Genomic DNA, 23257 nt, shown 5'->3' with positions numbered 1-23257 from the left:
ATCAGCCGGCGTGTGCTTCGAATTCCAGCAGCGCGTCGCTGTGGTTGTGCTCGTAGGGCTTGGGGCCCTGGCCGAGCGCCCGCTTGGCCACGAGCTGCTGGTACTGCTCGAACGGCGTGGTCCGGCCCCACTTCGCGCGGGCCTCGGCCGGCGTGTAGGTGACGGGGTTCTGGGCCGGGATCTTCATCAGCGTCGGGCCGACGATCGGCGTGGTGTGCGGGGTGGTGAAGTCCAGGATCGCCAGTTCCAGGCGCGGGATGCTGGAGACCGCCCGCAGGAACGGACGCGCGATCAGCTTGGCGACGACGTCGTCGGAGTAGTTCTGCGGAATGCCGCCCAGGGTGCGCATCCACTTCGGCATGGTCGCGATGATCGCCCGGCGCATTGGCCAGTTGAACACGCGGCGCATCCAGCTCGGCACCCGCTCGGGCAGGATGTGATAGCCCAGGTCGACGAGGTAGTTCATCATGTTCTGGGCCACCTCGGAGCCGGCCATCTGCGGCCGGTACTGCTCGAAGTACTGCTGGATGCCCTCACGCGTGCGCGGCACGTCGTCGGGGTTGATGGTCTGGAATTCCGCGGCCCGCGCGCACTCTTCCCAGTACTGCAGTTCCTCGGCTTCGGTCAGCTTGCCGGGCCCGAACATCTCGTAGGTGTAGAGGATCGAGTGCCACGCGGTCAGGTGGATCCACAGCTGCGAGTACGGGTCGTTGGCGTCGAACTGCTTGCCGGTGATCGGCTCGGTGCCGATGGCCTTGCCGTGGATCTTGACGAGGATCTCGGAGGCGTCCAGCACTGCCTCGGCGTCACCGAAGGCCACCAGCGCGAAGTACTGCATGGTGCGGTCGTAGCGCAGCCGGGTGCGGGCGTACACCTGGCCGCTGGCGTCGACGGCCGCGGCGAGGTACGGGTCGAGGTGCTCGATGGTCACGGCGCGGGCGAAGCCCAGCAGCAGCGACGTCGGGTAGCTCCACACCCGCCAGGTGACGGAGTCGGGTCCGAAGAACCCGTAGTCGACCGCGGGCGTCAGCTTCGTGTCCGCGACCGGCAGACCGGCAACGCGGCGAAAAGTGGCGACAGCATCCATCGTCGTTCCCCTTTGAACATGAAGGCGCCCACTGGCGCGGTTCCGTAGATGGTACGCCACGTACCATTAGATAGCTAGACTCCCACTGATTGGCTGCATCAGGTCACTCCCGAGCAGGTACATGAGGTAAACAAGGAGCCATGGCGAGTGCCACCACCGGTCGCTGGGCCGGCCAACGCGAGCGCAGGCGCGCTGAGTTCATCGACGCTGCCCTCGTCGTGATCGAGCAACACGGGCCCCAGACCTCGACCGAGCAGATCGCCGCGCACGTCGGCGTCAGCCGCACCAAGCTCTACCGGCACTTCGTCGACGCCTCGGACCTGCAACGCGAGGTCGCACACCGGACCAGCCAGATGATCACCGCCGAACTCGCGCCGGTGTGGCGGCCCGAGGGCAGCATGGCGCTGATCGTCAAGGCCGGCGTGAGCGCGCACGTCCAGTTCCTGACCCAACACCCCAATCTGTACCGCTATCTGCAGCGATGCTCCATCGACGAGGGCTTCAACGCGTTCGCCGACATCAAGATCACCATCGCCAACCTGCTGACCGCGGTGCTCAAGGTGTACGTGGCCGCCTTCGATGTGAAGGCCGACGCCGAGCGGCTGTCATACGGCATCGTCGGCCTCGTCGAGACCGCCGCGGGGCACTGGCTGGAACAGCCGCTGCGCGACACGCAGGACGCGTTGGTCGACGACCTGACCCGCTGGATCTGGTTGATGCTCGACGACTCACTGCGCGCGGGCGGCGTCTACGTCGCCGCGGACGAAATCCTGCCGCCGGCCGCGGAGATCGCCGAGAATGCGGATCGCTACCGGGATCCGGCGCGCCTACAGGCCCTGAACCTCTAGCGGCGTCAGGTCGCGTCGGGGTCGAACTGCGGCGTCTGCGACTGCGGTGCCGCCCCCGGGGCGCCCGTCGTGGGCGGGACGCCGTTGACCTCGGGCGTGGTCAGCGGCTTGGTCTGGTCCGGCGCCGCCGGGGTGTCGAAGGCCCCGGTGAGGAACGAGTCGTCACCGTCGAGCAGATGCTTGGTCAGCGCCGCGCGCGGCGTCATGCCGCGCAGTTTCTGCAGCTCACTGAGGGGCTGACGCAGGTCCTCGAACTCCGGCCCGAGATCCTGACGCAGCTGACTGGTCGCACCGCTGAGGTACTCCCGCACCTGCTTGAGGCTGCCGGCCGTCCACCGGATGGCGCCGGGCAACCGCTCCGGGCCGAGGATCACGAGGCCCGCGATGACCAGCACGAGCATCTCGCCCCATCCGATGTTGCCGAACATCAGCTGGCCGGGGTGTCTGCGTTGGGAACGACGGTGAGCGTCACGTGCCGGCCGTCGCGGATCACCTCGATGGGCGCCGGCTGACCGATCTGCAGCTGCCGCACCGCGACCACGAACTCGTCGGCGTCGGCGACCTTGCGGTTACCGACCTTGACCACGACGTCGTTCTCGAGGACGCCGCCCTTCTCCGCCGGGCTACCGGCGACGACGTTCACGACCTGGGCGCCCGAGGCGACCTTGTCACTGGCCGACTTGGCGTTGAGGCCCAGCGTCGGGTGGAAGATCTTGCCGTCCTTGATCAGGACCTCGACGGTGGCCTTGACCTCGTTCACCGGGATGGCGAAGCCCAGACCGCTCGCGCTGTCGGACAACGACTTTCCGGCCGTGTTGATCCCGATGACCTCGGAGTTCATGTTGATCAGCGGGCCACCGGAGTTGCCGTGGTTGATCGAGGCGTCGGTCTGGATGCCGTCGATCACGGTGTCGGTGTCGGAGCCCTCACCCGACAGCGGCACCGGGCGGTGCAGCGCGCTGATGATGCCGTGCGTGACGGTGCTGCGCAGACCCAGCGGGGCGCCCGCCGCGATGACCTCGTCGCCGACCTTGACCTTCTCGGCGTCGCCGAACTTCGCCACGGTCAGGTTGTCGACGTTGTCGACCTTCAGCACTGCGAGGTCGGTCTTCGGGTCCCGGCCGACGAGGTTCGCCGGAACCTGCTTGCCGTCGTTGAACACCACGGAGATGTGGTACTGGCTGGGGTTCTTGGCCGCGTCGGAGATGACGTGGTTGTTGGTGACGACGTAGCCGCGGCCGTCGACCACGACGCCGGAGCCCTGCGATCCGTCGGTGTCGCCCATCGCCTCGATGGTGACCACCGAATCCGCAACGGCAGCAGCGACTTTCGCGAACCGACCCTCGGGCAGGTCGCCGCCGTCACTGGTCTTCAAGGTGACCTTGGAGGTGGTGAAGGCCTCGACCACCTCGGCGGTCTTGCGCCCGACGACGCCGCCGAGGGTGCCGATGACCAACGCCAGCAGAGCCAGCACGGCGAGGGCCGTCATCGAGACCTTGCGGCCGAACAGCACGTCACGGACACCGAGCTTGCCGACGGGAGCGGCCACCACGACCGGCGGCGGCGGGGGCAGCGCCGGGGTGCCCAGCGACGGCGCGGCCGACGGATCGCGCCACGGGTCGGCGACAGCATCGTCGTCGTCCTGGCCCTCGGCTTCCAGCGCACCGGCGTCGGCCGGGTGGCGTTGCAACGAATCGACGCCGCCACCGGGCCGGCCGAAGGCTTCGGCGAGCACGGGATCGGGTGCCTGGTTGGTGGGGGTGTACTCCCCCTGATTGCGAATCTGATCCTCGGCGAGGAACGAACCGGTGAAGCCCTCAGGCCGGCCGAACGCGCGCTGCGACGCCGGGTCCACCGGGGTGCGCGTCACCGGACGCGGAGCCAGACGGGGGCGATCGCCGGACATGTCCTGATTCGTCACCGGTATTGCACTCCCCATCTACTGGCTCTGTCCGCACGGCCCGCCTGAGCGGGCGAGGCGGTCACTCAAAAATTCAGGCTCAACCCTACCGGCGACGACGGCGTTCCCGCGGCGGCCGATCGGCAAAGTCCCCGTCTTCGATCCCGGCCGCTTGGATATCCGCGAACTGCACCGATGCGTCATTCGGGATGTTCGCCAGCGCACCCAGCAAGGAATTGGGCGCGATGATCGGGCAGGAATCGCGCAACGCGCTCCGCGCCTGACCCTGCGCATCCACCTCTGCGGCGCAATCCGGGCACTGGGACAGATGATGGGCGGCGCGCAGGTGCGCACCCATCTGAAGCTCACCGTCGACGAATGCCGCGATGGCCTCGATGGCCAGGTGCTCCGTGGACCCGAAGCGGCGTGGGCCGACGGGTCCGTCGCTCTGGGAGGCGAACTGTGCGGGCAGCCAGGAGAACGCACGACGGAACAACTGTCCCCGGTCGACCATCACCGAGCTCCTCTCCGCGCCACGCCTTCGTCCGTGTTGCCGTTACTACTGAATGTAGCGCGACAACCTGGGACGGATACGTCACAACGCTCAGGCGGACTTGGCGGAGATGGCCGCGGCCGCCTCGGAGTAGTCACCCGGGTGGCTGGCGAGGTACTCGCGCAGAGCCTGCCGGCCACGGTGGATACGGCTGCGCACGGTGCCCAGCTTGACGTCGAGCGTCGCGCCGATCTCCTCGTACGACAGACCTTCGATGTCGCAGAGCACCACGGCGGCGCGGAACTCCGGGGGCAGCGAATCGAGCGCGGCCTGCAGATCCGGTCCCAGCCGCGAGTCGTGGTACAGCTCCTCGGGGTTCGGATCATCGGCGGGCACGCGGTCGTAGTCCTCGGGCAGCGCCTCCATGCGGATGCGGGTGCGGCGGCGGACCATGTCCAGGAACAGGTTGGTGGTGATGCGGTGCAGCCAGCCTTCGAAGGTGCCGGGCTGGTAGTTCTGCACCGAGCGGAACACCCGGATGAACGTCTCCTGGGTGAGGTCTTCGGCGTCCTGCGGGTTACCCGACAGGCGGTAGGCCAGCCGGTAGACGCGGTCGGCGTGCTGGCGGACCAGCTCGTCCCACGACGGCATGGTGGCCACGTCGCCCGTGGCATCGAAGACGGCGGTGCCGGTCAATTCATCGCTGACTTCAGCCCAATCCACCTCGGCTTCGGCGACCGGGACATGGGACATGTGGGTCGGGGCAAGCTTCGTGGGGGCCGGCATGGCGGTCGTGGCAATCTCCAGTTCCATAGTTTCCGCGTCGTTGGCACATGACGCATCAGCAGAAACCGGTACCTGAAGTCCGATATTCCCGATTCCGCGGATGTCCGGCGACTGCCGGAGTCCGGAATCGGCTTGCAGATCGTTCACACTCGCGTGCATGGCGATTACGGTTCCCCACCCTGGTGAGGTTGATGTATGAGCAAACTGAACTTTTCCTGAGAAACCCGGCTTCAGCTCCATGACCTGCGAATACCCACGGAGAGTTCGCCAAAACTTAACCTTCGCTCCCGGGCGTGGCGCGCGGCCGCTCAGGATCGTCCGGCTGCCGCCTGAGAGCGCGGCCGTATTGCGCGTGTACTGAGCGGCGGCACGCTGGGCGTTCGTTACGCTGCGCACATGTCCAGCACCGATGACCCGACGGTTTCGGCCGGTAGCAACCCGCCTGACCCGGCGCAGCCGGCTCCGGCGACACCCGCCCAGGCACCGGCCCAGCCCGTCGCTGCTGCCGCACCCAAGCCGAGCACGGCCGAGGCCATCGTCAAGCACGCCGAAAGGTCCATCACCGAGGAACCCATCACCGCCGCGACCCGGGAGCGGGCCGAGGAGAGCGGGGCCAACCCCGTCACCCCGGCGGTGGGCGCGCTGCTGAGTGTGCTGGCGAAGATCGCGTCGGCCAAGGCCGTCGTCGAGGTCGGCACCGGTGCCGGCGTCAGCGGGTTGTGGCTGCTGTCGGGCATGCGCGAAGACGGTGTGCTGACCACCATCGACGTCGAGCCCGAGCATCAGCGGCTGGCCAAGCAGGCGTTCGTCGCCGCGGGTGTCGGACCGTCCCGGACCCGGCTGATCGTGGGACGCGCTCAGGAAGTCCTGACCCGGCTGGCCGACGAGTCCTACGACCTGGTCTTCATCGACGGCGAGCCCGTCGATCAACCGCAGTTCGTGGCCGAGGGCGTCCGCCTGCTGCGACCGGGCGGCGTGATCGTGGTGCACCGCGCCGCGCTCGGCGGTCGCGCCGGCGACGCCGCCGCCAACGACCGCGACGTGACGGCGGTGCGGGAGGCCACGCGCGCCATCGCCGAGGACGAGCGGCTGACCCCGGTCCTGGTCCCGCTCGGCGACGGGCTCCTGGCCGCGGTCCGCGACTAGCTGCTCCTCTGCTCGGCGTTGACCCTGCGCTCAGGGCGTAAAAGGCCGAGTAGGCAGCACCGCCACCGCAGGATCAACGGTCGGCACCGCCCGGCCCCTCGTTGACCCTGCGCTCACGGCGCAAAAGGCCGAGTAGGCAACACCCTCACCGCAGAGTCAGCGGCCGGTACGCGCCAGCTCACGCCGTGCCGTTGACGTTTCTGTCGAATCTTTTACGGCTCTTTGACGGGTCAGACGCTTGACGACTGACTGAACGCGTGTTTAGCGTACTAAACATGCGTTCAGTCGAGGACCTCACCACCGTCGCCCGCATCCGTGACGCGGCGATCGAGCAGTTCGGCCAGCACGGGTTCTCGGCGAGCGTTCGCAGCATCGCCGCGGCCGCCGGCGTCAGCGCGGCATTGGTGATCCACCACTTCGGCTCCAAGGAGAAACTGCGCGAAGCCTGCGACGCCTACGTCATCGAAACGGTCCGGGTCGCCAAGACCGAGTCGATGCAGAACGCCAGCCCGAGCGCATGGTTCGCGCAGCTCGCCGAGATCGAATCCTTCGCACCCATGACCGCCTATCTGATGCAGGCGCTGCAGACCGGCGGCGAACTGTCGAAGTCGCTGTGGCAGAGCATGATCGACAACACCGAGGGCTATCTCGAAGAGGGTGTGCGCGCCGGCACCCTCAAACCCAGCCGCGACCCCAAGGCGCGCGCCCGGTTCCTGGCTCTGACGAGCGGCGGTGCGCTCCTGACCTACATCCAGCTGCACCCCAACCCGACAGATTTCCGCCAGGTGCTACACGACTACGCGCAGGACATGCTGCTCCCCTCGCTCGAGCTCTACACCAACGGCCTGATGGCCGACCCAACCATGTACGAGGCGTTTCTCGCGCAACGCGAAGCAGGCAAACCCATCGTCACCACCACTGAGGAGTGAATGTGAACGCCGCTATCGAAATCGACACCCTGACAAAGAACTTCGGGGCGGTCCGGGCCCTCGACGGACTGAACCTGAGGGTCGAGCGGGGCGAGGTGCACGGCTTCCTCGGGCCCAACGGCGCAGGCAAGTCGACGACGATCCGCATCCTGCTCGGGCTCGTCCGCGCCGACTCCGGCTCCGTCCGCCTACTCGGCGGCGACCCCTGGACCGACTCCGTGGCATTGCACCGTCACATCGCTTATGTACCAGGCGATGTCACGCTGTGGCCGACGCTGACCGGCGGCGAGACCATCGACCTGCTGGCCCGGATGCGCGGCGGCATCGACGAAAAGCGCCGCGCCGAACTCACCGAGCGGTTCGACCTGGACCCCACCAAGAAAACCCGCACGTATTCGAAGGGCAACCGGCAGAAGGTCTCGCTGGTCTCCGCGTTCGCCTCGAACGCCGACCTGCTGCTGCTCGACGAACCCAGCAGCGGTCTGGATCCGTTGATGGAGAACATCTTCCAGCAGTGCGTCGCCGAGGCCGCGGGCCGCGGCACCACCGTCCTGCTGTCGAGCCACATCCTGGCCGAGACCGAGCGACTGTGCCAGCGGGTGACGATCATCCGGGCCGGCCGGACCGTCGAGACCGGCACGCTGGAGTCGATGCGGCATCTGTCGAGCACCACCATCAAGGCCGACATGATCAACAACCCGGGCCGAATCGACCATCTCCCAGGGGTTTCCGACATCTTCTTCGACGGCAGGATGCTCACGGCCCGCGTCGAATCGGAGAGCCTCGGTGCGGTCATCAAGGCACTCGGCGATGCCGGCGTGCGATCACTGGTGAGCCAGCCACCCACCCTGGAGGACCTGTTCCTGCGGCACTACGACGGCGGCCGGGCCCGCCGCGAACCCGAGCAGGTGCGGGCATGACCGCCGTCCTGGACCGCCCGGCCCGGCCCTCCCGACCTGCTGCCGGGGCGTCCAGCTTCACCGGAACCCTTGGGCTGCTTCGTCTTTATCTGCGGACCGACCGCATCGTTCTACCGCTGTGGGTGCTGCTGCTGTCCCTGCCGCTGTCGACGGTGTACATCGGCAGTATCGAGGCCGTCTACCCCACCGCGGCGGGCCGCGCCGGATTCGTCGCGAGCATCATGGCCAGCCCGGCCCAGCGCGCGATATACGGCAACATCTACAACGACAGCCTGGGCGCGGCCGGCATCTGGAAAGCCGGCATGTTCCACGTGCTGATTGCCGTCGCCGTCATCCTGACGATGATCCGGCACACCCGCGCCGACGAAGAGGCCGGACGCACCGAGCTCATCGACTCGACAGCCGTGGGCCGCAATGCGAGCCTGACCGCCGCGCTGCTGTTGACCGGTGGCGGCTCGCTGCTCACCGGGCTGCTCGGTTTCCTCGGCCTCCTGAATACCGATGTGCCCGTATTGGGTTCGCTGGCCTTCAGTTGTGCGCTGGCCGCCTCCGGGTTGGTGTTCACCGCCGTCGCGGCCGTAGCCGCGCAGCTCTCCGCCAGCGCCCGTGTCGCCCGCGGTATCGCCTTCGGCGTCCTCGGCGCCGCCTTCACGCTGCGCGCCGTGGGCGACGCCGGCGGCAGCGAACTGTCCTGGGCGTCTCCACTGGGTTGGTCGCTGCTCGTCCGCCCGTATGCCGGTGACCGGTTCGGCGTGCTGGCGCTGCACCTGACGCTGACCGTCGCCCTGGTGGTACTGGCGTACCAATTGCAGGGTGCCCGCGATGTCGGCGCCGGGATGTTCGCCGAGCGACGTGGCCGGCCGCGGGCCACCGGAATGCTCAGCGGACCAACAGGTTTGGCATGGCGGCTGACCCGCGGCTCGGTGCTGGTGTGGACCGTCGGGCTCGGGCTGTACGGGCTGCTGGTCGGCAGCGTCGTGCACGGTATCGGCGACGAGCTGGGCGGTAGCGGCTCGGCACGCGACATCATCACGCGCCTCGGCGGCACCAGCGCGCTGGAGGAGGCGTTCATCGCGATCGCCTTCAACATGCTCGGCATGGTCGCCGCCGCGTTCGCGGTATCACTGGCCCTGCGGCCCCATCAGGAGGAGACCGGCCAGCGTGCCGAGACGCTGCTCGCCGGGGCGGTGAGCCGGATCCGTTGGCTGACGGGCTATCTGGTCATCGCACTGGCCGGCACGACGGTCGCGATGCTGACATCCGGTCTCCTGGCCGGCCTGACCTACGGGGCGGCGGCCGACGACATCGGCGGAAAACTGCCCCTGGTGCTGGGTGCGGCAGCAGTGCAGCTGCCCGCCGTCTGGCTCTTGATCGCCGTGACGACCGTGTTGTTCGGGGCAGCGCCGCGGTTCGCCCCGGTGGCGTGGGGCGCCCTGGTCGGCTTCATCGCGGTGTATCTGCTCGGTTCGCTGGCGAATTCGCCGCACTGGGTGCTGGACCTCGATCCGTTCAGCCACATCCCGCGCGTGGGATCGGGCAGCTTCACCGCGACGCCACTGGTCTGGCTGCTGGTTCTGGACGCAACTCTGATCATCCTGGGCGCCTTGGCTTTCCGGCGCCGTGACCTACGGTAGGAGAAATCATGAAACTCGCTCTGCAGGCGCTCGCCTCGGCGGCCGGCGGCATCGTCTTCTTCGCGGTGCTGCTGTGCGTGCCGGCCGGCACTATCCACTATTGGCAGGCTTGGGTTTTCATCGCGGTCTTCATGGTCGCCACCATGGGCCCGAGCATGTACCTGGCCGTCAAACATCCCGATGCCCTTGCGCGACGGATGCATGGCGGCCCGACGGCCGAGACCCGCCCGATTCAGAAGGTGGCCATCTGGGCGATCCTGGCGTCGGTGATCGCGACCGGCGTTGTCAGCGCGCTCGACTGGCGCTTCGGGTGGTCCTACGTGCCGACGGCCGTCGTCGTCCTCGGCAACGTCGTCGTCGCAGTGTCACTGCTGGCGGCCCAATGGGTCGTCATCCAGAACAACTTCGCGGGCGCGAGCATCTCGGTCGAGGACAACCAGCCGGTCATCTCGACCGGCCTGTACGGCATCGTGCGTCACCCGATGTACATCTGTGCGCTCATCATGATGCTCGCGACCCCGCTGGCACTGGGCTCCTACTGGGGCCTGATCCCGGTGCTGGCCGCCGCCCCGGCGCTCATGGCGCGGATCTTCGACGAGGAGAAGATGCTGCGCGCCGAACTGCCCGGGTACATCGACTACACCCGCAAAGTCCGCTATCGCTTGCTCCCCTACGTCTGGTGATTCCCGGGATTTGTGCACGAAAATCCGCGGACAGCGCGGGAAATCGTGCACAAATCCCGGAGACTGAGCGGGTGGAACTGTTCACCGGGCTCGGCCTGGCCACCGCGTCGGGCCTCAACGCCTACATTCCCCTGCTCGCGATGGGCCTGCTGGGACGCTTCACCAATCTCGTGGAGCTCCCGCACCCCTGGGCATGGCTGACCAACGGCTGGGTGATCGGCATCGTGGCCGTGCTGCTGGTCGTCGAGATCGTCGCCGACAAGGTGCCCGCCCTCGACAGCATCAACGACACCATTCAGACGTTCGTGCGACCGACGTCTGGCGGCATCGTCTTCGGCTCCGGCACCGCGGCACAGACCGCCGCCGTCACCGACCCGGGGGCATTCGCCAGTTCCGGTCAGTGGATTCCCGTGGTGATCGGAGCCGTCACCGCACTCGTGGTGTCACTGACCAAGTCGACGGTGCGGCCCGTCGCGAATGTCGCCACCGGCGGGCTCGCGGCGCCCGCGCTGAGCACGGTCGAAGACGTGGCCAGCGTCGGGTTGGTGATCGTCGCGATCGTGCTGCCGGTGCTGGTTGTCGTCGCGCTGGCGCTGCTGGTCTGGGCAGCGGTGGCGCTGCTCCGCCGCCGCGGATCGGCGAAAAGGGCACGAGCCGGAAATCCGCCCTCGCCCGATGCGGCCGTCTAGATCCAGACGCCCTTACCGACCGCGACGACGCCGCCGGCACTGACCGAGAAGCGTTCGCGGTCCTTCTCCAGGTCCACGCCGACCATCTCGCCGGGGCCGACGACGACGTTCTTGTCCAGGATGGCGTGCCGCACCACGGCACCGCGTCCGACGCGGGCGCCGGGCATGATCACGCTGCCCTCCACGATGGCGCCGTCGTCGATCACGACGTTGGACGACAGCACCGAATTGCGCACCGACGCCGCCGAGATGATGCTGCCCGCGCCGACGACCGATTCCTGCGCCGCGCCGCCGTTGACGAACTTGGCCGGGGCCAGATGCTCCGACTCCCCCAGGATGGGCCAGCGCCGGTTGTAGAGGTTGAACACCGGGTGCACCGACACGAGGTCCATGTGGGCGTCGTAGAACGCGTCGAGCGTTCCGACATCGCGCCAGTAGCCGTGGTCGCGCTCGGTGGCGCCGGGCACCTCGTTGTCGTTGAAGTCGTATACGGCCGCCATCCCGTCGGCGACCATCTGCGGGATGATGTTGCCGCCCATGTCGTGGTCGGAGTCGTGGTTCTCGGCGTCCACCCGGATGGCATCGATGAGCGCCTTGGTGGTGAACACGTAGTTGCCCATGGAGACGAAGGTCTGCTCGGGGTCGTCGGGCGTACCCGGCGGGTCGGCCGGCTTCTCGATGAAGCTGCGGATGCGGCCGGACTCGTCGGCGTCGATGCAGCCGAACGCCGACGCCTCGGCGCGCGGCACCCGGATGCCCGCGACGGTCGCGCCCGCCCCGCTCTCGATGTGGAACCGCACCATCTGCTCGGGGTCCATGCGGTACACGTGGTCGGCGCCGAAAACCACGATGTAGTCGGGGTCCTCGTCGTAGATGAGGTTCATGGACTGATAGATGGCGTCGGCCGAGCCGGTGTACCAGCGCGGGCCCAGGCGCTGCTGCGCCGGGACCGGGGTGATGTACTCGCCGGCCAGACCCGACAGCCGCCAGTTCTGCGAGATGTGCCGGTCCAGTGAGTGCGACTTGTATTGCGTCAGAACGCAGATCCGCAGGTAACGCGCGTTGACGAGGTTGGACAGGACGAAATCGATGAGGCGGTAGGCACCGCCGAACGGGACGGCGGGCTTGGCGCGGTCCGCGGTGAGCGGATACAGCCGTTTGCCCTCACCGCCGGCCAAGACGATTCCCAGCACCTGCGGCTGTTCCCTCATGCCACCAAACCTAGTAGCCACCAACCGAAGCGGCCAGACATACGCCCCAACCCGCCGCACGCGTTAACGTCATCGACATGCGGGTGGCGATGATGACGCGGGAGTATCCACCGGAGGTCTACGGCGGCGCGGGCGTGCATGTGACCGAACTCGTCGGTCAGCTCACGAAGCTGTGCGACGTTGACGTCCATTGCATGGGAGTGCACCGCCGGGACGCCTTCGTGGCACAGCCCGATCCGCTGCTCGCCGGGGCCAACGCGGCCCTGACGACGCTGTCGGCGGATCTGGCTATGGTCAACAACGCCTTCGCCGGACCGGCCGCCATGCCGAACGTCGTGCATTCGCACACCTGGTACACCGGGATGGCCGGGCACCTCACCGCGCTGCTGCACGGCATCCCGCACGTGCTGACCGCGCACTCGCTGGAGCCGCGCCGGCCGTGGAAGGCCGAGCAGCTCGGTGGCGGCTACCGCATCTCCTCGTGGGTCGAGCGCACGGCGATCGAAGCGGCCGACGCCGTCATCGCGGTCAGCGCGGGCATGCGGGCCGACGTCCTGGCCACCTACCCGCAGCTGGACCCGGCGCGAGTGCACGTGGTGCGCAACGGGATCGACACCGACGACTGGTACCCGGTCGAGGCGGGCCAGACCCTGGCCGAGCTGGGGATCGATCCGGACCGGCCGATCGTGGCGTTCGTCGGGCGGATCACCCGGCAGAAGGGCGTCGGCCACCTCATCGCGGCGGCCCACCGGTTTGACCCCGACGTGCAGCTGGTGTTGTGTGCGGGCGCACCCGACACCCCGGAAATCGCCGCCGAGGTGGCGGCCGCGGTGAAGGAGCTCAGCGCCACGCGCGCCGGGGTGCACTGGATCCAGGAGATGCTGCCGATCGAGAAGATCCGCGAAATCCTGGCGACAGCAACAGTTTTCGTCTGTCCCTCGGTGTACGAACCGCTCGGCATCGTCAACCTCGAAGCCATGGCCTGCGGCACCGCCGTCGTCGCCTCGGACGTCGGCGGCATTCCCGAGGTGGTCGACGAAGGCACCACAGGTTCACTGGTGCACTACGACGCCGCGGATGCCGTGGGGTTTGAGACAGGGCTCGCGGACGCGGTCAATGCGTTGGTCCGGAACCCGGAACAGGCCCGCACATTCGGGCAGGCCGGCCGTCGGCGGTGCATCGAGGAGTTCTCCTGGATGCAGGTCGCCCAGCAGACGCTCGACATCTATCGGAGCGTCTGCGGCTGAACTAGCTGGTGACGTTCTTCAGTTCGTCGCCCAGGGCTGCGGCCTCATCCGGGGTCAGCTCGACCACCAGACGACCGCCACCCTCCAGCGGTACCCGCATGACGATGCCGCGCCCCTCTTTGGTTGCTTCCAGTGGACCGTCGCCGGTCCGGGGCTTCATCGCCGCCATCGGGTGCTCCCTCCGCACGCGCCCGGACCGCATCCACGGTCCCGGATCAAGGCCGCAACCACCCACTCAGTGGGTAGCCTCACGGCACTGAACTGCAACTGAACTACGTCTATTGTTCCCTATCGCTACCCGAGGGTGTGAAAGACCCGCCCGTCACGCCTCCGACAAGCTGTGGCGGGGCACCCAGCAGGCCTCGACATGGTCGTCCACCATCCCGGTGGCCTGCATCAACGCATACGCCGTGGTGGGGCCGACGAACCGGAACCCGCGGCGCTTCAGTTCCTTGGCCATGGCCACCGATTCCGGTGTGGTCGCCGGGACCTGTGCCAGGTCAGCCGGCCGCGGCCGCGGCGGCGGCGCGAACGACCACAGCAGCTCGTCGAGGTCCAGGCCGCCGTCGATCACGCGGGCATTGGCGATGGTCGCCTCGATCTTGGCGCGGTTCCGGACGATGCCCGGATCGGCCAGCAGCCGGTCGATGTCCTTCTCCCCGAAGCCGGCCACCGTGGCCACGTCGAACCCCTTGAACGCCGCCCGGAAGTTCTCTCGCTTGCGCAGGATGATCAGCCAGGACAGGCCGCTCTGGAACGCCTCCAGCGAGACGCGTTCGAACAGCGCCTGTGTGCCGCGCAGCGGGCGGCCCCATTCAGTGTCGTGGTAATCGCGGTACATCACCCCATCCGCCGACTCACCGATGTCGACCCACCCGCACCGGGTCCGGTCGGGAGTGGTCATTGCTCGGCGTCCGCGGTCTGTGCACGCAACGTGGTCAGCTCGCCTCGCAACGAGTCCAGTTCCTGCGCCAGCCGCTCCAGCACCCAGTCAACCTCGCTGGTCTTGTAACCGCGCAGGGTTTGCGTGAACCTGACGGCGTCGACGTCGGCACCGGTGACACCGGACGCGGGCAGCACGGTGGCCGTGGTGCTCCGCGCCAGCGGCGGCAACTGCTCGCTGCGCCCGAACAGCACGGTGCCCAGTGCGAACAGGACCACCGCGACGAGGATCAGCACCACCAGGTAGATCAGAATCAGTGTCACACCGACGATCCTGCCGGATGGCACCGACAAGCGCCGCCGAGGCGGGTCAGCGCAAGGTGTTCATGGCGGGACGGTCGATCAGCGACACGGTCGACGTGCGGGGCGTGAAGGTGTCGCCGTCGGCGAAGAACTGGGTCAGCCCGACGCCCGAGTCGCTGATGCCGCAGCGCGACAGCAGCGTGGCGATCACCTGACGGCTCATCGCGGCCAGCTCGGTCAGCGGCCGGTTGCGGTGCGTGCGCACCCCGAGGTTGACCTGTGCGATGGCATCGAGGCCCAGCTTGTCGTAGGTATCGATCAGCAGGCCGATCTCGACGCCGTAGCCCGGCGCGAAGCCGACCGACGTCAACAGCTCCCGGGTACCGGCGTATTCGCCGCCCAGCGGCTGCAGCAGGCACGTCAGCTCGGGCCGCAGGGACGCCAGCAGCGGACGTGCCACCAGTTCGGTGACCCGGCCGCCGCCGTTGGCTTCTTCCGCGCCACCCACCTTGAGCGGCCGGCGGTAGAAGCCCTTGACCAAGTGCACACCGTCGGCGAGCAGCAGCGGGCCCAGCAGCTTGGGCACGAACATCGGGTCGGGGTCGAGCAGGTCGGAGTCGACGAAGACGATGATGTCGCCGGTGGTGGCGGCCAGCGAGCGCCACAGCGCCTCACCCTTGCCGGGCTGGACCGGCACCTCGGGCAGCGCCTGTTCCCGGCTGACGACGCGGGCGCCGGCCTCGATGGCGCGCAGTTCGGTCTCGTCGGTCGAACCGGAGTCGAGCACGACGAGCTCGTCGACCAGACCACCCAGCAGCGGGCTGATGCTGTCGATGACGTCGGCGACGGTGTCTTCCTCGTTCAGGGCGGGCAGCACGACAGAGACGGTCCGGCCGGCCTTGGCGGCCTCGAGCTCAGCGATGGTCCACGTCGGCCGGCTCCAGCTGCGTTCGGCCAGCCACGCATGGCGAGCGATGGATTCGGCAGTCATCTCGGGCATTAGGGTCACGCGAGTCCCCTCACTGTTCGGCTCGGTGGACGCCCGCCCTGGATCGACGCGACCATTTCCAGGACGCGCCGGGTGGGGCCCACCTCGTGCACCCGGAACATGGCGGCGCCGTCAGCGGCGGCGAGTGCCGTCGCGGCCAGCGTCCCCTCCAGGCGCTCGGTCAGTTCGACACCTAAAGTCTCCCCCACGAAATCCTTGTTACTCAGGGCCATCAGGACTGGCCATCCGGTATTTACAAGATCTTTTACGTGGCGCAACAAACTAAGACCGTGGTAAGTGTTCTTGCCGAAATCGTGCGTCGGGTCGATCAGAATGGCGTCCCGCGAGACGCCGACGTCGACGGCATGCTGCGCCGCTGAGGTGACCTCGGCGATGACGTCGTCCACCACACCGCGTTCGGTGACGCCGTAGTTGACGCGAAAGGGCCGGGTCCGCGGCACGGCCCCGCCGGTGTGCGAGCAGACCAGTCCCGCCCCGAATTCGGCGGCCACCTCGGGCAGTCCCGGATCGGCGCCGGCCCAGGTGTCGTTGATCAGGTCGGCCCCGGCGGCGCAGGCCTGCTTGGCCACGTTCGCGCGCCAGGTGTCGACACTGATCAGTTGGTCGGGGTATTCGCCGCGGAGCCACTCGATGAACGGCACGACGCGCGCGATCTCCTCATCGGCGTCGACGGTGCTGCCCGGTCCCGCTTTGACGCCGCCGATGTCGATGACGTCGGCCCCTTCGGCGATCTTCTGGTGCGCCGCGTCCTTGGCTGCGCCGTCGCTGAAGGTCGCCCCCCGGTCGTAGAAGGAATCCGGGGTGCGGTTGACGATCGCCATGATCAGCGCGCGATCGCCGGCCACCTGGCGACCCAGGAACTGGCCCCTTGCGGAGGACTGCACGACTCCCAGGCTATCGGGCTGCCGCAAATCCGCTGATTCCGCGGTTGCGGCACGCGACATCGAGACATCCGTGACGTGGTGACCTTCAGCTCCGATCATCTTCCGCGGCGGCCGCCCGTACCCCGGGCGACCACCGCAGGACCGGCCGCGCCTGACGAGGCAAAAAACCATCGGTTTGCTGGACATTCGCTGAGTGAGTTGCGATCGTGGGAAGCAGTGTTTTAGCCCTCGATCTGACCGTTGCCTGACAAGTGAGGGCGAAGCCACCTCGACCGCCGATGGACGACGCCGAAGGGCAGGTAGCCATGAAGATCCTGTGGGCCATCGTCGACGGCGGCGGCAACATCCCGCCACAACTCGCGGTTGCCCGCGCACTCCGGCAGCGCGGCGTCGACGTCCATTTCATCGGCCACACCGGCGCCCGCGGACGCGTCGAGACGGCGGGCTTTTCCTTCGAAACCTTCAGCACCGGAAGGGAATTCGACCCGACCACGCCACGGTCGCTGGCCTCCCTCATGACCACATTCGTCCGCGAGATGACCGATCGCAGCCTCGGCCCGCAGGTGCTCGACGCCGCGCGGCGCCACGGCGCGGACGCCATCGTCGTCGACACGCTCCTGGTCGCGGTTATCGCGGACGTCATCAAGAGCGGCATCCCGTTGGTGGTGTTCGCCCACTGTTTCTACCGCGCCATTCAGGACACTGCCGCCGGCCCGATGGGGTGGTACGCACGGCTACGTGGGTTGGACGTGCTGGCTCCGGAGCGGGCCAAGGCCTTGCAGATCGTCGCCGCACGCGCTGACCTCGACCCGATGCGCGGCACACCGCCGGTCGTCCATACCGGGGTGGCCTGGCAGGGCACACCAAAATCAGCCGTCGCAGCCGCGACGCCGCGAATCCTGGTCAGCCTCAGCACATGTGGCTTCGGTGGCCAGCGGGCGATGCTGCAGAACATCCTCGACGCGCTCGCCCCGTTGCCGGTCGACGTCACCGTCACCGCGGGCGCCAGCATCGACACCGCGGGGTTGCGGGTTCCGGCCAACGCCACGCTGCACGACTGGCTGGACCACGACGAGGTCCTCGCGACGACGTCGTTGGTGGTCGGCCACGGCGGCCACAGCACGACGATGCGCGCGTTGTCGTTCGACGTGCCGCTGGTCATCATGCCGGCCAACCCGCTGATCGACCAGAAGGGCGTCGGGAAGGCGATCGAAGCTGCCGGCGCCGGCATCGCGCTACCGAAAAAGGCTGGCGTGGAACAGATTCGGGCTGCCGTGCAACGGGCGCTCGTCATCCCCGCCTACCACAAGGCGGCGGCCGTCATCGGCGCCGACATCCGCGAACGGGACGGCGCCCAAGTGGCCGCCGACGCGATCAGCGCGCACCTCGCCACCGTGTGATTTGTGCACGATTATCCGCGGTAACCGCGGATAATCGTGCACAAATCCCTGGCTAACGCGGCTTCTTGCCGTCCTTCACCTCGGCGGGGTACTCGGGGTAGAACGGCACGTAGCCCTCGTCGCGGCCCGCCAGCACGTAGATCGGGTCTTTCACCTCGTCGCCGTAGCCCTGCTTGCGCAGGTCGACCTTCTGGTTCTTGAACGTCGAGGTGTGCGCCAGCTCGGGCACGATCCGGATGAACAGCGGCACCGCATAGGCGGGCAGGTGCTCGAAGCCCGCCTTGGCCAGGCGGGCGCCGTCGAATTCGGCGCCGTCGCGCAACTGCACCGACGCCATGCCGGCGCGGCCGCCGCAGCCCGGCACCTCGACGCCGTACACGGTGCACTCCTCCACCTGGTCGTCGGCGCCGAGCGCGGCCTCGACCTCGGTGGTGGCCACGTTTTCGCCCTTCCACCGGAAGGTGTCGCCGAGCCGGTCGGCGAACGCGGCGTGTGCGAAGCCCTGCGACCGCATCAGGTCACCGGTGTTGAACCAGACGTCGCCGTCCTTGAAGGCGTTGCGCACCAGCTTCTTCTCGCTGGCGGCCTTGTCGGTGTAGCCGTCGAACGGCTGCAGGTTGTTGACCTTGCTGAGCAACAGGCCCGGTTCGCCGCGCTTGACCTTGCGCAGCCGGCCGTCGGGGCCGCGGGCCGGCTCGCCGGTCTCCAGGTCGTATTCCACGTAGACGACGGGCGACGGGCAGATGCCCGTGGTCTTGTCGATGTTGAAGACGTTGACGAAGCCGGTGTTGCCCTCGCTGGCGGCGTAGAACTCGCACACCCGCTTGATGCCGAAGCGTGAGGTGAACTCGTCCCAGATCGCGGGGCGCAGTCCGTTGCCGGCGATGACCCGGACCTTGTGTGCCCGATCGGTGGGCTTGGGCGGCTGGTTCAGCAGGTAGCCGCAGATCTCGCCGATGTAGATGAACGCGGTGGCGTCGTACTTGATGACCTCGTCCCAGAACCGCGAGGCGGAGAACGACTTGCCCAGCGCGAGCGCCGCACCGGCGTTGAGGGCCGAGGACGTCGCCACCGTCAGTGCGTTGTTGTGGTACAGCGGCAGGCAGCAGTACAGGGTGTCGCTGCTGTTCAGGCGCAGCCCCAGCCCACCGAACCCGCCGAGGGCGCGCAGCCAGCGATAGTGCGTCATGACGCTGGCCTTGGGCAGGCCGGTGGTGCCCGAGGTGAAGATGTAGAACGCCTTCTCCTTGGCCAGGATCTGGCTGGTGCCCACCGGGTTGGCGGTCGACTGGCCGACGGCCTGCTCGCGCAGCTCCTCGACCGACATGAGGCCCTTGGTGAGCTCCGCATCAGCACCGCACTCGATGACGGGCTCGTGGAAGTCCGACTCGGTGACCAGAACCTTGGCGCCGAGCAGGCCGAGGCTGTGCGCCAGGACGTTGCCGCGCTGGTTGTAGTTGATCATTCCGGCGACCGCGCCGCACTTGACCGTCGCCAGCATCAGGAGGACGGCGTCGGGCGAGTTGCGCAGCATGATGCCGACCACAGAGCCGGGGCCGACGCCCTTGGCCGCGAGCACCGACGCGTAGCGGTTCACCGTCGCGTTGGCCTGGCCATAGGTGATGCGCTGGTCGTCGAACTTGATGAAGACCTTGTCCTTGTTGGCTTCGGCGCGTTCCTGGAACACCTTGCCGATGGACGTCTTCGCCGTCGGGCTGGCACCGAAGCCGGTGATCAGGCCCCGAAGGATCACCGGGGCGTCGGACAGAAAACCGGGCAGTTGCTTAGCAATATCGAGCAGCCCGACGCCGGTGCGTGATGTCTCGTCACTCATGCCCGGTGAGCCTAGTGAGCGATGTCACGCGGCGCACAAGCAGCCATGGCCTCATCGACGTCTTTGACGACCACCAGCCGGTCCAACGCCTCCTGCTGGACGTAGCCGCTGTCGACCAGAGTGTGCAGCCAGGCCAGGAGGCCGTCGTAGTGGCCGTGCGGATCGAGCATCACCAGCGGCTTGTCGTGCATGTTGAGGTAGCCGGCAGTCCAGGCCTCGAAGAACTCCTCGAGGGTGCCGATGCCGCCGGGCAGCGCGATGAAGGCGTCGGACCGGTCCTCCATGATCTGCTTCCGCTCGCGCATGGTGTCGGTGACGATCAGTTCGCTGGCGTTCACGTCGGCCAGCTCACGGTGCACCAGTTTCTTCGGGATGACGCCGATGGTGCGGCCGCCGTTCTCGCGGGCTCCGTCGGCGACGGCGCCCATGGCCGAGACGTTGCCGCCACCGGACACCAGCGTCCAGCCTCGCGCCGCGATCGCCCGGCCGACATCGCCCGCGAGGGTGAGCAATTCGGGATGACGGGGACCGGCGGCGCAGTAGACACAGACGGCGTAGGCATTTTCGGTTGTCACACCGCAACGCTAATCGAGCCGTCCCGCGCGTCGCACAGCCATAGGATCGGACCGTGGTGATGAGCCAGCTCAAAGCGGGCGTCGAAACCCGGTCCGGTGCGCTGCTGACCGGTGCCCGCGGGTCCGGCAAGACCACATCCGCGCGGGCCGCATACGACGAGCTGGCGCCCGACTTCGAGCGCGCAGCCTGGATCACCGGCACCGCGGCCGACTCCCGGGTGCCGTTCGGCGCCTTCGAGCGGTTGTTCACGGTGCCCGAGACGGGCCGGACGGTTCAGGTGTTGCGCGCGGCGCGAGAGGCGCTCGGGACCGGACTGCTGTTGGTCGTGGACGACGGACATCTGCTCGACCGGTTGTCGGCGTCGCTGGTCTACCAGCTCGCCGTGTCGGGAGCGGCCCGGGTCATCGTCACGGCGGAATCGAATCAGTCTCTGCCCGAGGGCATTTCGACACTCGTACGGGATCGGCTGGTGGTACCGGTGACGGCCGACGGACCGGTTTCTCCCGTCGCGTCCCCCGCTGCTGACCCGCAGCCGGCGCTGGACAGCGACGGCGTCGTCGGCCGGCTGCGGCGCGCGGTGCGGGCACTCGACGGCGGTGACGCCCTACCCGTCGCCGAGCTGGCTGCCGCGGCCGACGATGCCCTGCGGCTGGGCGATCTCGAACTGGCGGAACGGCTGGGGCGGGCCGCGCTGCCGGCCGGCGGCCTGGCCACCCGGGTGACGTTGAGCTACGCCCTGGCCTGGCAGGGGCGCGGCCTGGACGCCGATGCCGTGCTGGCCGAGGTCGACGCGACCGCACTGACCGAGCCCGCGTTGATGATGTGGGCGCTGCCCCGCGCGGCCAACCAGTTCTGGATGCTGTCCGAGCCCGAGCGCGCGACGGCCTTCCTGCGCACCGTCCGCAGCCGGGTCCAGACGCCGGCGGCGCAGGTCACCCTGGACGCCTTGTCGGCGACGTTCGCGATGAACGCCGGCAACCTCAACCGGGCCATGCAGCTGGCCGACTCGGTGCTGTCCAGTCCAGACCCGAGCGACACGGCCATCGGCTGGGCGGCATCGGCGGCGGCGCTGAGCTGTGCCCGCACGGGCCGGTTGGCCGAGGTGGACGCCTTCGCCGAGCGCGCGCTGGCCGCCGGGCAGCCGGGGCTGTTGCGGTTCACCAGTGGGTTCGGGCAGACCACGGCCCTGCTGTTGACCGGTGAGCCGGAGGGAGCTCAGCAGCTGGCGCAGGAGCTGATCGATTTCACGCAGTCCCAACAGCCCGGGCGCGCCATCGGGGAGGTGCTGTTGGCCGACGTGCTCATCGCCCGGGGCGAGCTCGACTCGGCGATCGAATTGCTGCAGGACGCGGCGAAAGCGCTGGGGCGCACCGGATATTCGTGGGGCCCGCTGGCGTGGATGCTGCTGGCGCGGGCGCTCGGTCAGCGCGGGGCGACCGCCGAGGCGGGCCGGGCACTGGCCCGTGCCGAGGCCAGGCACGGCCTGAAATCGATGCTGTTCGCACCCGAACTGGCGCTGGCCCGCGCCTGGACCAACGCGGCGCGGCGGGACCAGCACGGCGCGATCGCTGCCGCCCGCGATGCGTTCCGCGCCGCCGAGCGCGGCGGCCAGTCAGCGGTGGCGCTGCGCGCATTGCACGACGCGGCGTTGTTGGGCGACGTCCGGGCCGCGGACTGTTTCGGCCGAGTCGGCGTCGACTGTGCGTTCGCCAGGCAGGCTCACGCCGTGGCGGCGGAGGTCGCCGCCGAACGCAGCTGACCATTTGCCGCAGGGCAGGTCGTCGACGCCGCCATAGGATTGACCGCAACAGATCTTCGAGGGGCAGGTCATGGGCGATCCGCTGTACGTCAATACCGAGGGTGTGCTGGGCATGGCCCGGGTGCACGATGCCGTCGCGGCCGGGCTCGGTCAGCTCCAGAACGGTGCGGGTATTGGCCAGTCGGTCGGCCCGGCCGGTCCTGCGGCGACGCACGGGCTGATCGCTCACGGCATGAATACGGCGCTGGGTGGGGTCATGGCGCGACGCGACAGCATCCTACAGTCGACGGGCGCCGCCGGTCAGCAGCTGTCCGAGCAGTTGCACCGTGCTGCTGAGTCGTACCGGGCCGGTGACGAGCAGGGCGCACGTGGGCTGTCCTCGGTCGCTGAGGGCATACCCGGCGGTGGTGGCGGCGTCAGTGCCGGTACGCCGGGCGGGCTCGGTGCGGCGGTGCCGGGTTCGCCGGCCGCCGGTGGTGGCGACGCCGCGCAGACGATCGGTCAGGTGGGCCAGCAGGCCGGACAGATCGCGCAGGGTGTCGCGCAGGCGTTGGGGCAGATTCCCGGGCAGATCGCGCAGGGCGTGAGTGGCGTCTTGGGCGGGCTGCTCGGCGGACTGGGTGGGGCGGACGGTGTCGGTGCCGGGCACGCGGCCGGAGCCGGACTGGGCGGACTGAGCGACTCCGGTGACGTGAATTCCGTTGGCGAACATGACAAGCCGGACGCTGATGATCGGGACCGGGAACGTCGGGACCCGGAGCGCCACGAGAAGGGCGAGGACGACAAGCGGATTCTGTCGGTCGAGCACCGTGGCACGGCCGGTGTCGCGGGTGACGGGGGCGCGGATCCGGCAGCCGGTCCGTCGGGCGACGCCACTCCCCCGCCACGCCGCCCGGCCCAGACCCGGCCGCAGGATATCTAGCGCGATTCGCCACAGCTGGTGCCGCAACCGCACCTCTCGGTATGGCATGTTCGATCTGGAGCCGTCAACTTTCCTTGACGGTCAATGAAAGTTGACGGCCGCCGACCGAAACAGG

The 23257-nt window shown here is 68.4% G+C and carries 24 protein-coding genes; 11 read left to right on the top strand and 13 right to left on the bottom strand.

The window, feature by feature from the left end:
- Position 1: 1 nt before the first annotated feature.
- Positions 2-1087 carry an oxygenase MpaB family protein gene (locus H289_RS0103495; RefSeq protein ID WP_020099364.1) on the bottom strand — a complete coding sequence of 362 codons (1086 nt, stop codon included), beginning with the start codon at positions 1085-1087 and terminating at the stop codon, positions 2-4.
- A 140-nt stretch (positions 1088-1227) separates the two neighbouring features.
- Between H289_RS0103495 and H289_RS0103490 the strand changes: the two genes are divergently transcribed.
- Positions 1228-1935, top strand: coding sequence for a TetR/AcrR family transcriptional regulator (locus H289_RS0103490; RefSeq protein ID WP_020099363.1), 708 nt, complete (start codon positions 1228-1230; stop codon positions 1933-1935).
- 5 nt (positions 1936-1940) lie between these two features.
- Here H289_RS0103490 and tatB read toward each other — a convergent pair whose 3' ends face one another.
- The 4 genes from tatB to sigE all read right to left on the bottom strand — a co-directional run bounded on the left by tatB (position 1941) and on the right by sigE (position 5273).
- A complete protein-coding gene (tatB, locus tag H289_RS0103485; protein ID WP_020099362.1) occupies positions 1941-2363 on the bottom strand; it encodes a Sec-independent protein translocase protein TatB in 423 nt (140 codons plus the stop codon).
- Positions 2363-3856: a serine protease HtrA gene (gene htrA, locus H289_RS0103480; RefSeq protein ID WP_029104745.1), complete on the bottom strand. Its 1494-nt coding sequence runs from the start codon at positions 3854-3856 to the stop codon at positions 2363-2365. The genes tatB and htrA overlap by 1 nt, the downstream gene beginning before the upstream one ends.
- An 85-nt stretch (positions 3857-3941) precedes the next feature.
- Positions 3942-4349, bottom strand: coding sequence for an anti-sigma E factor RseA (gene rseA, locus H289_RS0103475; protein WP_020099360.1), 408 nt, complete (start codon positions 4347-4349; stop codon positions 3942-3944).
- Between the two features lie 90 nt (positions 4350-4439).
- Entirely contained in the window at positions 4440-5273 is an 834-nt protein-coding gene (gene sigE, locus H289_RS0103470) for an RNA polymerase sigma factor SigE (protein ID WP_020099359.1), read from the bottom strand.
- A gap of 237 nt (positions 5274-5510) precedes the next feature.
- Here sigE and H289_RS0103465 point away from each other — a divergent pair, with 237 nt between their 5' ends.
- The 6 genes from H289_RS0103465 (at position 5511) to H289_RS0103440 (ending at position 11115) form a co-directional block, all read left to right on the top strand.
- Entirely contained in the window at positions 5511-6260 is a 750-nt protein-coding gene (locus H289_RS0103465; RefSeq protein ID WP_020099358.1) for an O-methyltransferase, read from the top strand.
- 275 nt (positions 6261-6535) lie between these two features.
- On the top strand, positions 6536-7189 hold the full coding sequence (locus H289_RS0103460) for a TetR/AcrR family transcriptional regulator (RefSeq protein WP_020099357.1): 654 nt from the start codon (positions 6536-6538) through the stop codon (positions 7187-7189).
- A complete protein-coding gene (locus H289_RS0103455) occupies positions 7186-8109 on the top strand; it encodes an ABC transporter ATP-binding protein (RefSeq protein WP_020099356.1) in 924 nt (307 codons plus the stop codon). The genes H289_RS0103460 and H289_RS0103455 overlap by 4 nt, the downstream gene beginning before the upstream one ends.
- Positions 8106-9743 carry an ABC transporter permease gene (locus H289_RS0103450; RefSeq protein WP_029104742.1) on the top strand — a complete coding sequence of 546 codons (1638 nt, stop codon included), beginning with the start codon at positions 8106-8108 and terminating at the stop codon, positions 9741-9743. Before H289_RS0103455 ends, H289_RS0103450 begins: the two co-directional genes overlap by 4 nt.
- Before the next feature lie 8 nt (positions 9744-9751).
- Positions 9752-10426 carry a methyltransferase family protein gene (locus H289_RS0103445; RefSeq protein ID WP_020099354.1) on the top strand — a complete coding sequence of 225 codons (675 nt, stop codon included), beginning with the start codon at positions 9752-9754 and terminating at the stop codon, positions 10424-10426.
- Between the two features lie 71 nt (positions 10427-10497).
- Positions 10498-11115, top strand: coding sequence for a DUF4126 domain-containing protein (locus tag H289_RS0103440; RefSeq protein WP_020099353.1), 618 nt, complete (start codon positions 10498-10500; stop codon positions 11113-11115).
- Here the strand turns inward: H289_RS0103440 and glgC are convergent.
- Positions 11112-12326: a glucose-1-phosphate adenylyltransferase gene (gene glgC / locus H289_RS0103435; RefSeq protein WP_020099352.1), complete on the bottom strand. Its 1215-nt coding sequence runs from the start codon at positions 12324-12326 to the stop codon at positions 11112-11114. The two genes, H289_RS0103440 and glgC, sit on opposite strands and share 4 nt — an antisense overlap.
- Positions 12327-12403: 77 nt before the next feature.
- Here glgC and glgA point away from each other — a divergent pair, with 77 nt between their 5' ends.
- Positions 12404-13573: a glycogen synthase gene (gene glgA, locus H289_RS0103430; protein WP_020099351.1), complete on the top strand. Its 1170-nt coding sequence runs from the start codon at positions 12404-12406 to the stop codon at positions 13571-13573.
- Between the two features lies 1 nt (position 13574).
- Here glgA and H289_RS32205 read toward each other — a convergent pair whose 3' ends face one another.
- From H289_RS32205 to folP, 5 genes are all read right to left on the bottom strand, one after another.
- The gene (locus H289_RS32205) at positions 13575-13742 is read right to left on the bottom strand and encodes a DUF3117 domain-containing protein (RefSeq protein ID WP_005059648.1); all 168 of its coding nucleotides are present in this window, start codon (positions 13740-13742) and stop codon (positions 13575-13577) included.
- Positions 13743-13895: 153 nt separating this feature from the next.
- Positions 13896-14477 carry a DNA-3-methyladenine glycosylase I gene (locus H289_RS0103420; protein ID WP_020099350.1) on the bottom strand — a complete coding sequence of 194 codons (582 nt, stop codon included), beginning with the start codon at positions 14475-14477 and terminating at the stop codon, positions 13896-13898.
- Positions 14474-14779 (bottom strand): DivIVA domain-containing protein, encoded by a 306-nt coding sequence (locus H289_RS0103415; RefSeq protein ID WP_020099349.1) that lies wholly within the window; start codon positions 14777-14779, stop codon positions 14474-14476. The genes H289_RS0103420 and H289_RS0103415 overlap by 4 nt, the downstream gene beginning before the upstream one ends.
- Before the next feature lie 46 nt (positions 14780-14825).
- Entirely contained in the window at positions 14826-15758 is a 933-nt protein-coding gene (locus tag H289_RS0103410) for a glucosyl-3-phosphoglycerate synthase (RefSeq protein WP_020099348.1), read from the bottom strand.
- Positions 15759-15763: 5 nt separating this feature from the next.
- Positions 15764-16588 carry a dihydropteroate synthase gene (folP, locus tag H289_RS0103405; protein ID WP_051128383.1) on the bottom strand — a complete coding sequence of 275 codons (825 nt, stop codon included), beginning with the start codon at positions 16586-16588 and terminating at the stop codon, positions 15764-15766.
- Positions 16589-16956: 368 nt separating this feature from the next.
- Between folP and H289_RS29605 the strand changes: the two genes are divergently transcribed.
- A complete protein-coding gene (locus tag H289_RS29605) occupies positions 16957-18051 on the top strand; it encodes a glycosyltransferase (RefSeq protein WP_110772312.1) in 1095 nt (364 codons plus the stop codon).
- Positions 18052-18103: 52 nt separating this feature from the next.
- On the opposite strand, the gene fadD6 is transcribed toward H289_RS29605, so the two are convergent.
- On the bottom strand, positions 18104-19885 hold the full coding sequence (fadD6, locus tag H289_RS0103395) for a long-chain-acyl-CoA synthetase FadD6 (protein ID WP_020099345.1): 1782 nt from the start codon (positions 19883-19885) through the stop codon (positions 18104-18106).
- A gap of 11 nt (positions 19886-19896) precedes the next feature.
- The gene (gene log, locus H289_RS0103390; RefSeq protein WP_020099344.1) at positions 19897-20460 is read right to left on the bottom strand and encodes a cytokinin riboside 5'-monophosphate phosphoribohydrolase; all 564 of its coding nucleotides are present in this window, start codon (positions 20458-20460) and stop codon (positions 19897-19899) included.
- A gap of 59 nt (positions 20461-20519) precedes the next feature.
- Between log and H289_RS29600 the strand changes: the two genes are divergently transcribed.
- Together H289_RS29600 and H289_RS31685 are read left to right on the top strand one after the other, a co-directional pair.
- Positions 20520-22220, top strand: coding sequence for a hypothetical protein (locus tag H289_RS29600; protein WP_051128382.1), 1701 nt, complete (start codon positions 20520-20522; stop codon positions 22218-22220).
- Positions 22221-22290: 70 nt separating this feature from the next.
- A complete protein-coding gene (locus H289_RS31685; RefSeq protein ID WP_020099342.1) occupies positions 22291-23142 on the top strand; it encodes a type VII secretion target in 852 nt (283 codons plus the stop codon).
- Positions 23143-23257: the final 115 nt, after the last annotated feature.

This window comes from Mycobacterium sp. 360MFTsu5.1 (assembly GCF_000383495.1).
In the GTDB taxonomy this organism is placed as follows: domain Bacteria; phylum Actinomycetota; class Actinomycetes; order Mycobacteriales; family Mycobacteriaceae; genus Mycobacterium; species Mycobacterium mucogenicum_B.
Note: the sequence above shows the minus strand (reverse complement) of the source record. Positions and strands in the feature narration are given on the sequence as shown.